11 protein-coding genes and 1 pseudogene are annotated in these 11,355 nt (G+C 34.6%); 4 read left to right on the top strand and 8 right to left on the bottom strand.

The features are described 5' to 3' along the window. Together traM and IIF7_RS20030 are read left to right on the top strand one after the other, a co-directional pair. A partial coding sequence (traM, locus tag IIF7_RS21000) for a conjugative transposon protein TraM (protein ID WP_449489475.1) occupies nt 1-211 on the top strand: 211 nt, incomplete at its 5' end. Nucleotides 212-363: 152 nt separating this feature from the next. Further along, nucleotides 364-1,077 carry a DUF4138 domain-containing protein gene (locus tag IIF7_RS20030; RefSeq protein WP_176219019.1) on the top strand — a complete coding sequence of 238 codons (714 nt, stop codon included), beginning with the start codon at nt 364-366 and terminating at the stop codon, nt 1,075-1,077. Between the two features lie 110 nt (nt 1,078-1,187). On the opposite strand, the gene IIF7_RS20025 is transcribed toward IIF7_RS20030, so the two are convergent. From IIF7_RS20025 to IIF7_RS19990, 8 genes and pseudogenes are all read right to left on the bottom strand, one after another. Then, complete coding sequence (locus tag IIF7_RS20025) at nt 1,188-1,658, bottom strand: cupin domain-containing protein (protein ID WP_084843466.1); 471 nt, start codon at nt 1,656-1,658, stop codon at nt 1,188-1,190. Nucleotides 1,659-1,670: 12 nt separating this feature from the next. Beyond that, nucleotides 1,671-2,678: an alpha/beta hydrolase gene (locus IIF7_RS20020; protein ID WP_245801686.1), complete on the bottom strand. Its 1,008-nt coding sequence runs from the start codon at nt 2,676-2,678 to the stop codon at nt 1,671-1,673. A gap of 274 nt (nt 2,679-2,952) precedes the next feature. Next, nucleotides 2,953-3,426, bottom strand: a complete 474-nt coding sequence (locus IIF7_RS20015) for a cupin domain-containing protein (RefSeq protein WP_084843465.1) — start codon at nt 3,424-3,426, stop codon at nt 2,953-2,955. A gap of 11 nt (nt 3,427-3,437) precedes the next feature. Next, entirely contained in the window at nt 3,438-4,523 is a 1,086-nt protein-coding gene (locus IIF7_RS20010) for an alpha/beta hydrolase (protein WP_084843464.1), read from the bottom strand. Between the two features lie 114 nt (nt 4,524-4,637). Further along, nucleotides 4,638-5,321 carry a carboxymuconolactone decarboxylase family protein gene (locus tag IIF7_RS20005; RefSeq protein ID WP_084843463.1) on the bottom strand — a complete coding sequence of 228 codons (684 nt, stop codon included), beginning with the start codon at nt 5,319-5,321 and terminating at the stop codon, nt 4,638-4,640. Then, a complete protein-coding gene (locus tag IIF7_RS20000) occupies nt 5,318-6,298 on the bottom strand; it encodes an aldo/keto reductase (RefSeq protein WP_084843462.1) in 981 nt (326 codons plus the stop codon). Before IIF7_RS20000 ends, IIF7_RS20005 begins: the two co-directional genes overlap by 4 nt. Before the next feature lie 3 nt (nt 6,299-6,301). Further along, a complete protein-coding gene (locus tag IIF7_RS19995; RefSeq protein WP_084843461.1) occupies nt 6,302-7,444 on the bottom strand; it encodes an aldo/keto reductase in 1,143 nt (380 codons plus the stop codon). 43 nt (nt 7,445-7,487) lie between these two features. Further along, a pseudogene (locus IIF7_RS19990) lies at nt 7,488-8,336 on the bottom strand (aldo/keto reductase). A gap of 168 nt (nt 8,337-8,504) precedes the next feature. Between IIF7_RS19990 and IIF7_RS19985 the strand changes: the two are divergent. Both IIF7_RS19985 and IIF7_RS19980 read left to right on the top strand, forming a co-directional pair. Further along, nucleotides 8,505-9,401, top strand: coding sequence for a helix-turn-helix domain-containing protein (locus tag IIF7_RS19985; RefSeq protein WP_084843460.1), 897 nt, complete (start codon nt 8,505-8,507; stop codon nt 9,399-9,401). Between the two features lie 522 nt (nt 9,402-9,923). Beyond that, complete coding sequence (locus tag IIF7_RS19980) at nt 9,924-10,652, top strand: NUDIX hydrolase (protein WP_084843459.1); 729 nt, start codon at nt 9,924-9,926, stop codon at nt 10,650-10,652. The last annotated feature ends 703 nt before the right edge of the window (nt 10,653-11,355 follow it).

Genomic DNA, 11,355 nt, shown 5'->3' with positions numbered 1-11,355 from the left:
TGACTTGCAAGATGGCAATGAGGGAATTTATGTCGTGAATAACTTTCGAGCTGAAGCCTCACGAGAAGTCCTCGATGATGTGATACAGGATATTAATATTCCTTCCGTCCCTCAGGTAGGTGGTCTCAAGAACTTATTTCGTCGTCATAACCGGAATATTAAAGTGACCATTAATGCTCATTATCAGCTCGTTTTAAAACCTCAATCTTAATACTTAAAATTATGAATAGTAGCCTTTTCGTTAATACTCATTCTCAATCTTCTTTGTTTTACTTCATGTTAGTATTTGTACATTTATTTGGGGGTAAGATTTGTGCTCAACAAGTTCAGGCAAGTCCAGATACCCTCTATGCAAATGAGAATATGCAAATCGCACTTTTCTTTCCCGCACCTATTCAACAGGCGATAACGGGGGCTCCAAGAATGAGTTTTACGTATAATAAAGATCATCCGCAGAAATTGGGCTTGTTAAAAGCACAACCAGGAGAGCCTAGTAATCTATTGGTCGTGGATCAGGATAATAATATTTATTCCTTTGTTTTGGAATACCAAAAGGAACTTTCTGTTTTAAATTATAGATTTTTTGAAAGAGATGCCATTTTTAAACTAAAGGCTACACCTTCAGATAGGGAGTTTGCTGGTCATCATGTCTTCGATTATAATGCTAATAAGACATATGTGGAATCCTTCGCAACGTATCTATTTCAAAGAAACTTACCAGTGCTTAAAAGAAAACGTCATCAAAAGATCAAGATACTAGTGTATCAGATTCAGTTCTATAAAGAATATGCGTATCTGATCATGGAACTAACTAATAGCTCCAATGTGAGTTTTCTTCCCGGAGAAATTAGCGCTTCTCTACAATTAAAAAAACAAGGGAAGAAGCACACCATGCAACGTCAGGATTTAGGTATAATGCATCGCTTAAATATCCCGGATATTGTAAAACCTGGAGAATCAAAACGTTTTATGATTATACTTCCAAAATTTACCATCCCTAAAAAATGGATGCTTGATATATCATTAAAAGAAAAGAAAGGCCGGCGTCATTTGCAAGTCACCTCGAATAAGCTTTAAATGTACATTGATTTATTTTTTTCTTTCTAGCGATGGAATATCATATTAAAGAAAATCTAAAAGAATCTGATTTGGAGTGATTTCATAGATTCCTGATAAATATTTGTTCTTTATTCATCACTTTTATACTCCTTATCATTTACAGCATCAAGCCATTCAGTAGGGCCACTAACTCTGCTGGTAATCGCTATCTGTATAAACTCGCTGTTTTCTGAAGCTCCGTGCCAATGTGGAATATTTGCTGGGCATTTTACAGCATCACCTTTTTTTAATATTCGTTTTGGACTTCCTTTTTCCTGATAGTAACCTTCTCCGTCTATAGCAACAATTATTTGCCCATTTGGATGTGAATGCCAATTGGTTCTTGCTCCTGGTTCAAATGTGACACTGCCAACTGAATTTCTATTGATACTATCCGAATTTATTAGCATTTCTAAATACGCATTTCCCGTAAAATTGTTGTTTTCTATTTTTACGCCTTTTTGGAAAATTAAAGTAGATTCTTCTTTTGAACTGTTTTGATTACAAGAGTATAAGCTTATACCTGTTATCAGAATTATTATAGTATTATATGTTTTCATTTTTTAATGCTTTTAAAGATTGGATTTGTAAAATTCTTCTAATTTATCAACTGCTTGATTTACATATTCAGGTTTCCAATAGGTTTCGATATGTGTGGCTCCATCTATTAAAAACAATTCTTTGCTTTTGGCGTTGGTGGCTTTGGGAAATGCATCTAATGTTAAATATAAAGTTTGTGCATTACTACCTGCTATCATTAGTAAAGGTTGGTCTATAAGTTCAATTCCATCGGTAGCGTCCCAAGCCATCAAATCTATTAAACTGCTTGTGGTGTAAAGAAATGTAGAATTAGGTTGCGCATGAGTTCGGAAATAATATTCATATCCTTGTCGATAAAAAAGCGTTGAAACTTTTGCTAATTCTTCATCACTAATACCATCTACGCCAGAATATATAATATCTCCCCCAGAAGTTTCGATTGCTCTTGCATTTGAAGCCTGTTGTAACCTTTCTTGGGTGGTGTTGATTTGTGAGTTTAAAAAACCATTTCTTCTAACAAGACCTGTATTAAACATGCTTAAGGTCGCCACTGCTTTAAAGCGTTTATCCGATTGTACCGCTTTTAAGGTATAGCCACCACCACCGCAAATGCCTAAAGCTCCCAAACGTTCGGTATCAACCCCAGGATATTGCAAAATAAAATCTGCCATACCGTGAATGTCTTCAATACGATTTTGAGGTTTGTCTACATTTCTTGGTGTACCACCACTTGCACCTTGATAGGCAGCGTCGGCAGTAATGGCAATATAACCTAATTCAGCTAAACGTTGGGCATATAGTCCGGCTGTTTGTTCTTTTACGCCTCCATTGGGATGTGCAACTGTTATTGCAGGGTATTTTTTTGAAGGATCGTAATTAGCTGGTATATACAGATTAGCTGAAATATCCAGGTCATTCAATTTATATGTAACCGGATGAATATTTACTTGTCCTTTTTTATTTTTGGTAATTGCATTTTCATATACCAACGTAAAAGGGTTTTCTTTCGCAATCTGCGCCTGCGTAATTGTAGAAATCAAACTTATTATTATTAAATAATATATTCTATTTATTCGCATTTTTAATCTTTTATAAGTTTCCAAACTCTACCAGATTTTCTACAAGGTCTAGTCTAATTTTTAGGATCTGTTTTTGATATAAAAGCCCCCGTTGGACTGTATTTCCAGTAGTTCGTTCGATTTTGCATCTTAGGTTTTCCATTCCGGTAATCAGGTCAATTAGGATTTCCGCTTTTTGTAAAATTTATCCAAGATGTATTCATTAATCTAGCCTCATAATCACATCTATAATAGCTTAATTGCTTAGCTCCTTCGCAACATTATCGTAATATTCTTGTGAGAGTACGTCAGTCCAAGTGGTTGGTGTTTCGCCCCCGTAAATTGCTAAATAGGTGACATCGTTTTCTTTAGAGGAAGAATGCCAATGCTCTATGTCTTTTTCACATTTAAGAATATCGCCTGCCTTAAGTATGATAGGGGCTTTACCTCTTTCTTGGTAATATCCTATCCCATCAACATAAATCAGTACTTGAGTTGTGGCGTGCTTATGCCAGTCAAGCGTAGAATTGGCTTTAAAATTAGCTTTAGTTATATGAAAGTTTAAGTCTCCTTCAACCGCTAGGACTCCGTTTAACCAAGCTTCCCCAATATAATGTGTATTAGGAGCCTTAAAACCTTCGTCTTCAAAAGAAGAAATGCTATATTCTTCTGTCTGTGCGGAAACAAAAAGTGGAGCAATAAATACTAATAATGCTAAAAGATTTTTCATGTTTATAAATTTTAATTTAATCCTTTTTCTTCAAGCCAATTATACATTAATTGGGCTATTTCTTGATTATTTAAATCGGACATCGGAAAATGTGTATTGCCCTTAATTCCGATTTCGGGCAGTACTACTAAAGTCACATCTCCACCTGCCTCATTGACGGCTTTTGTCCATTTACGTGCCATCAGTAATGCAGCTCGCCATTGTTCTTGTCCTGGGTTTTCGACTTTTTTTTCAGGAATATAATCACCATAATAAATAACAATAGGGATCTTGGTGAGTTTTTGAAAGTCCTCCATTGGTACTTCTCGAGCTTTCAAAATACCACCAACATACGATATCTCCTCAGGTGCTTTTCCTTCAGGGAAAATGAAATTACTTCCTGGTTCATAGGCCACGATTCCTTTAATATGATCCGTTTTAAGTACTGTACCCCAACCTTGACCGCCGCTGTGGGAATGGGTAACTAAAACAGCATCGCCAATTTTATTAAATAAGTTGGATACTGCGTCAATATTTAAATTAATATCTAAGGGGCCAGTGTCAGGAGTACTTCTCCGAAAAAACTGATTTAACGCTTCCGGATCCTTTGAGAATTGAATATTGGAATAAAAGTTTGTTCCTTTTCCCATTCTAAAAATGCCGAACCATAGCTGGTCTTCTGTTCTTGCTTCTAACATTTTAGGCTCTAGACTCTGACCTGAAAGACCTCGTCTGGGTTGGTCTAGTAAATAGACCGGAAACCCTTTTCTTAAAAAAATACTCTGAAATCCTTCTCTGCCATCTGGGGTTGTTTGCCAGGTACGCATGGACTGACCGTAGCCGTGCCAGAATACAAGAGGTAGATTTCGCGGTTCGGTAGGAATTTGGTATAAAACAGTGGCATGATCCCCATGGAGTGTCTGTCCTTGTGTACTTTGATTAGTTGGGTTGAATACTCCATGAGCAATAGGATCGAAAGTACCCTCACTCTTTTTGATCGAACCTCCAATAGCAAATGTACCTTGATTTTTAATAGTTATAGGCTCTGTTTTGTCTCCCTGGGCCCTACCAGAAATAAGAAATAACAGGAATAATAAGCTTATTGCATATGTTTTCATTCTATTACTTTTTAATTTTGTAATACAAATTTCAGAATTAAAATAATTTAAAAGCCTATATATATTACAGCGGTCGTTACCAATATCACTGATATATTTATTTAATATTAATTATTATAGTTCTTCTATTACTTCTTTAGCAGATTTTAATTTCTTCCTATTTAAATATGGCTTTAAGGTTTTTGCCAGATCTTCTAATTGTGCCTTTGTAAAACCTTGCTTTATACTAATACCCAAATGACCTTTTAACATAGGCTTTACATTTCCCAATGACATTAAGGCTGACACCGTAATTAATTCTCGTTGTTTATGGCTTAAGACATCCCTTTCGAAGATATCAGCAAATAAATGTTCTTTTAAAAAACGGTCAATTTCAGGTGAAAATTGCTGGTAATCGGGTTTTGTATCTGGTAATGGGTTTTGAATAAGTGCCTCCAAAACCTTTTTGCCCCTATCATATTTCGGTTGGGTATCATCAATAAGTGATGCTTCTTTTCCCCAATTATCCTGAATGCCATTTGCTCGCCGCTCTTCCAGAACAGCTAGAAAGGTACGTAATCCCATGATACTTTTAGGAAAGCCTACGTAGGCATATAAATGTACCAGTTCTTCCTTAATTTCATTTATGCTCAAACCATTGTCTAATCCTTTCGAAAGTTCGGGTTTTAAACCTTTCCAATCACTTTTTGCTGTTAATGCGGATATGGAGGCTATGCTTTTTTGCTGATTGCTTAGTTCTTGTGCATGAATATTATAATGACAAATGAAAAGCACTATGATCAATTTAAATAGTTTCATCGGTTAATCATTTTTTGGGAAGCGGCTGAGTACCTTTCTCCTACAATTTGAATGCTATTTAATGCAGTATGTATTGTAGCTAAATCATCTGATGATAAGTTGATGTTTGCGCTTTCTATATTTTCCTGCAAACGATGTATTTTGGTGGTGCCAGGTATGGGTGAGATGAATGGCTTCTGTGCCAATAACCATGCTAATGCAATTTGTGCAGGGGTGACCTTTTTTTGTGAGGCCATTTGTTTTACTAAATCAACCAATGCCTGATTGGCTTTTCGGTTTTCTTCTGAAAAGCGGGGAACAGTGTTTCTGAAATCAGAACTTTCAAACTTCGTGTTTTCATCAATAGCACCTGTTAAAAGGCCTTTTCCTAGAGGACTGAATGGCACAAATCCGATCTCTAACTGATCCAATAGCGGTAGGATCTCTTTTTCCGGTTCACGGTAAAACATAGAATATTCACTTTGTAATGCCGTTAACGGTTGCTCTTTATGTGCTTTTTTAATGGTCTCAACTCCGGCTTCCGATAATCCCCAATATTTTACTTTTCCTTCTGATATTAAATTTTTAATTGTTCCTGCAACCTCTTCAATAGGGACATTAGGATCCACTCGATGTTGATAGAATAAGTCGATATAATCGGTGTCTAAATACTTTAATGAGTTTTCAACAACTTGTCTGATACGTTTTGGACTACTATCTAAGCCTTGGCTTGGATCACCATCTTTAAACCCAAATTTTGTAGCCAATATAATCTTATCGCGAAAGGGTTTTACCGCTTTACCCAATAATTGTTCGTTACTACCTTTGCTATAAGCTTCTGCGGTATCAAAGAAAGTTACGCCTAAATCATAAGCTTTTCTGATTAACTCAATCCCTGTTTTTTCATCTGTTTGCGTTCCATAACCAAAGCTTAACCCCATACAGCCTAAACCTAGTTCGGAAACTTCTAATCCTTTTCCTAATACTCTTTTCTTCATTTTCTAATTCTTTTTTGGTGCTTCTACATTAGAGAATTGTAACACAAACTCTGGTAATCTTAAGCCTTTAATATCAATAGCCTTAATTTGCTCATTTAATGAAAACAATTCGTCAGTTGTAAATTTGATATTGTCAGCTTTTATATTTTGTTCCATATGGGCCATTTGAGTCGTTCCGGGAATGGGAACAATAAACGGCTTCTGGGCTTGTAACCATGCTAAAGCAATTTGGGCGGGAGTAGCGTTCTTTTCCATACCCCAGGTTTTAATGACCTCGACTAATTTTAAGTTTTGGGGTAGATTTTCAGGAGCATATCTTGATGTGTTTGCACGAATGTCAGTTGGTGCAAAACGTGTTTGTTCATCAATACTTCCTGTAAGTAACTGGCAGGCTAAAGGCCACCAAGGTACAAAGCCGATGCCTAATTCTTCACACAGAGGAATAATGTCATTTTCTGGTCCCCTCCAAATCATAGAATATTCATTTTGAATAGCTGTAAGCGGAAGTTCAGCGTGAGCACGTCTTACCGTTTGAACTCCAGGTTCTGATAACCCCCAATGAAGTACCTTGCCTTCGTCCATTAATTGTTTTACTGCTCCGGCTACATCTTCTATAGGTACTTCTGGATCCACTCGATGTTGATACAATAAATCGATACGGTCTGTTTTCAGTCTTTTCAACATTCCCTCAACTGCTAATTTTATGTGTTCGGGTTTGCTGTTAAGTCCTGGTAAACGTTGTCCTGTTTCCAAATCGATATTCCAACCAAACTTAGAAGTAATGACAACATTATTTCTAAAAGATTGGATAGCTTCTCCTAATATCTTTTCGTTTTCAAATGGACCGTAGGCTTCAGCAGTGTCATAAAAGGTTACCCCCTTGTCGTAAGCTGCCTGAAGAATTTTGATCATATTTGGACGATAGGGGACTGTTGACGTGTAATGGCGGTGCATGTTCTGAACCCCCATTCCAATCGCAGAAACTTCTAATGTTCGTAATTTTCGTCTTCCAGTCAGAACAGTCGATTTTAAGTCTCCATTTTTCTCTGATGCCTCATTGGCACAGGAAGCCATAAAAGTACTCGGAGCTAATGCAGAAGCCATTGTAACCAGTCCTGCTCGTTTTAAAAGTTTTCTTCGATTCATCGTCTATGATTTTAGGCTAATAGTATTTATTTACAGTCCTTAATTAATACCCTGCCCAGGTTTTAAATTGTTTCACCATCTTTACATCTCTATGATCAAAGAATTTAGTGGTATTGGTATCTAAAGTTGCAATAGCATCCATATCTTCGTTTGAAAGTTCAAAATCAAAAACATCGATATTTTGCTTTATTCTGGAAGGTGTTACCGATTTAGGAATAACAACAATGTTTCGCTGAATCATCCACCGAAGGGTAACCTGGGCAACTGATTTATCATATTTCTTTCCAATAGAAATTAATAGTTCATTTTAAAAGAAATCACCGTTACCTTCAGCAAAAGGAGCCCAACTTTCGTGTTGTACACCATACTCTTCCATAACCTCATGATCTTCTTCCCTTTGATAAAATACATTCGTCTCGATTTGATTCAATGCAGGTTTGATTTCATTGAAACTAATTAAATCTACTAATCTATCTGGATGAAAATTACTAACGCCTATGGCCCGAGTCTTACCCTCTTTATACAATGATTCTAATGCCCTCCATGAACCGTAGATGTCATTAAATGGCTGATGTAATAAATATAAATCTAAATACTCTAATTGTAATTTTTCCATGGAGTCTGCAAAGGCTTTTTTAGCTTTGTCATAACCATAAACAGAAACCCAAAGTTTTGTCGTGATAAATAATTCTTCTCGAGGGATACCACTTTCTTTTATTGCATCTCCAACTGCTTTTTCATTGTTATATGCTTGCGCTGTATCGATACTTCTATACCCTGCTTTGAGTGCTTCCAATACACTATTTTTACACTCTTCATAATCCGGAACTTGATAAACACCATAACCAAGAATGGGCATTGAAATTCCGTTATTTAATTCTATATATTTCACTGTAAACCTTTTTTATATGATTAACATTAAATTGTTACAAAATTACAATAGAATTAAAGCCAGTTACTTATACTAATTACAGAGGTACTTACCAATATTACTGATATATTCTTTACAGAAGGTTTTAATAGTAATTATTAAGTACTTTTGAAATGAAAATTCAAGTCTATGGAATCAGTTTATAATTTTAATATCATTGATGAGTACAATAGATTTAATCAACAGGAAACTGTCCACCCTTTGGTGAGTGTTATCGATTTTTCTACGGCAGATAGACGTACTGGCTCTAAAATGTATTTTAATCTATATTGTATTTTTCTAAAGGAAGTTAAATGCGGAGACCTGAAATATGGCAAACAAACTTACGATTATCAAAAGGGAACCTTGGTTTTCATTTCTCCCGGTCAGGTTGTGGATGTTTTAAATAAAACAGAAGAGTACCAACCTATGGGGCACGGATTGGTTTTTCATCCCGATTTGCTATTGGGTACTTCTCTAGGAAAAGCAATTCATAACTATAATTTCTTTCAGTATAACTCAAATGAAGCCTTGCATATATCCAAAAAGGAGCAGGATATTGTATTTGATTGTTTCAATAAAATTAATTTTGAACTACAACAGGGCGTAGACAAACATAGCAAGAAGCTGATTACCACAAATATTGAATTATTCTTAGATTATTGTAAGCGTTTTTATGACAGGCAATTTATTACCCGTGAGCACATAAATTCTAATGTAGTCGCTAATTTTGAAACCTTACTGTTAAATTACCTCAATTCGGGAAAACCAAAAGAGATTGGCTTTCCTATGGTACAATATTTTGCTGATCAACTGAATTTTTCAGCGAACTATTTCGGTGACCTAATTAAAAAAGAAACAGGTCATACTGCCCAGGATTATATCCAGAAAAATGTGATCGGTGTCGCTAAAGAACGCATTTTCGATGTGGATAAATCCATTAGCGAAATAGCATATGAATTAGGATTTAAGTACCCACAGCATTTTACTCGCCTCTTTAAAAAACGTGTGGGAATGAGTCCAAAGGTGTATAGAAACTTGAATTGATTATTGCCGAATTTTTTTCCAAATTAATCTTTGATTATACGTATATACTAACATTATAATAACAGCACGTTTAGAGAATAATGTTTATAAAGTTTCTTATTGGGCTATAAAATTATTGAGCTTTCAATGTACCTATTGAATCTTTGAAGTTGCTTCACTAGTTCAGTATCCCAGTAGAATACTTTCTACTAGTTAGACCTCATTAGATAAATGGAAATATTGAATATTTTGAAGTTCTTATTTGTTAAGTATCCGGGAGTCTTGAAAATTGAAAAAAAATCGGGAAGACCTTATTCGCAAAAGCAGAGGATTGATCATTCAACAATGAGCAGTTAAATTTAAAGCTAATAGGAAGTTAGCAATCACTACTCATAAAACGAAACGATAAATTTTTTCTTTGTTAGACTAAGGAAGATAGAACTAAATGGATTTTTCTAATACTAGTCGGAAACAAATTGAAGCTTGAAACGATTATTATACAATTTTATATATTGTTCTGAACATAATAATTTCACGAGAAGAATGAACCAAAATAGTCCAAGTACTTCCGAAAATATTAATGATAATACTAAACCAGTTTTGGAATTTATAGCTATAAAATGCATAATTTTTAGGTTTTTCAATGCATCCTTACAAGTGCTAGTAGAAAGAATTAATGATGATAAATGGAGATTACCTACTGAGAAATTGTTTCAAAATGAAGATTTAGATGATGGCGCCAATAGAATAGCTGCCGGAATACTGGATGTTCAGGATATTTTTCTTAAACAATTTCAATCCTATAGAGATTTTATAAATTCTCATTCTGTTAATAAAGACAATAGTAATCTACTTTACAACGAAGAGGGTGTTTCTGTTGGTTATTATATGCTAACCAATAAAAACCAAAATATAAATGAGCACCATAAAAAATATACCTGGATGGACTTTAAAAGTTCAATTGATTCTACCTCCGATAATGCAATTAGTGATGCCAGCAGGCAAATTAAGATTGATCTAAACGATACTCCAATTGCTTTACATTTATTAGCTAAGGAATTTACCATACCTGAAATGATGAAGCTTTATGAAATAATATTGGGACGAACTCTAAATCGAGGGAATTTTTATAGAAAAATTAAGGACTATAATATACTAATTGATCTTGAGAAAAAAGAAATAAAGGAATCTCATAATGCAGCAATACTTTATAGCTTCGATCGTCCGGCATACTTTTCTAAAATAAAGTCGGGATTTGTAAAAGCCTGGTGAAATCAAGCATTTTTAATGCTAAGGCATTTTTTAGTCATTGATATTTTTTATAGGAGTGTTCCTATAAAAAATATTTGACATTAGTAGTTAATGAATGTGTTTTCTCGATAATTCTGATCTTAGGTTTAAATTGAGATGCTCCTTTGCAATATTTTTTAGTTGATATCATGATTAATGTGAGCTTCATACTGTTTGTAAAATGGATATAAATTATATTTAGTATAAATTGACTTTTGTGTAAGCAGTTTTCACAGGATTTGTAATACATAACTACGTTTCATAGCAATTAAATCTTTTTCATGGGAGGGATAATGAACATTCATCCTGATGATACAATGAATAAATCCCATATGTTCAAAATTTTTTGATCAATTTTAATTTTTACCAAAAGATTTATCGCATAGTACGAGAATAGAGAAATATAATGCGGCCTTAACTACAGCCTCAATTTTCTTTTAAGCCCCAAGGCTTATTCTTTTAGAAAATCTATTTAATCTTATTTAATCATATTCCTAGTCTGATAGTTGCTAGTTTCTATTTAAGTGTTTAAACCATAGTGTAATTCATGGTATGAAACTAATAAAATCTTTTTCAGGATTGATTGCTGCAAACTTTTTCTTTAGTAACGAAGGTTTAATCTTTTCTATTTAGTTAAATACCTTTTTGTTAAATGGAATTCATCTTGCATTTAGTTTCCCTTCCG

Source organism: Zunongwangia atlantica 22II14-10F7, assembly GCF_002094855.1.
Lineage (GTDB): Bacteria > Bacteroidota > Bacteroidia > Flavobacteriales > Flavobacteriaceae > Zunongwangia > Zunongwangia atlantica.
Note: the sequence above shows the minus strand (reverse complement) of the source record. Positions and strands in the feature narration are given on the sequence as shown.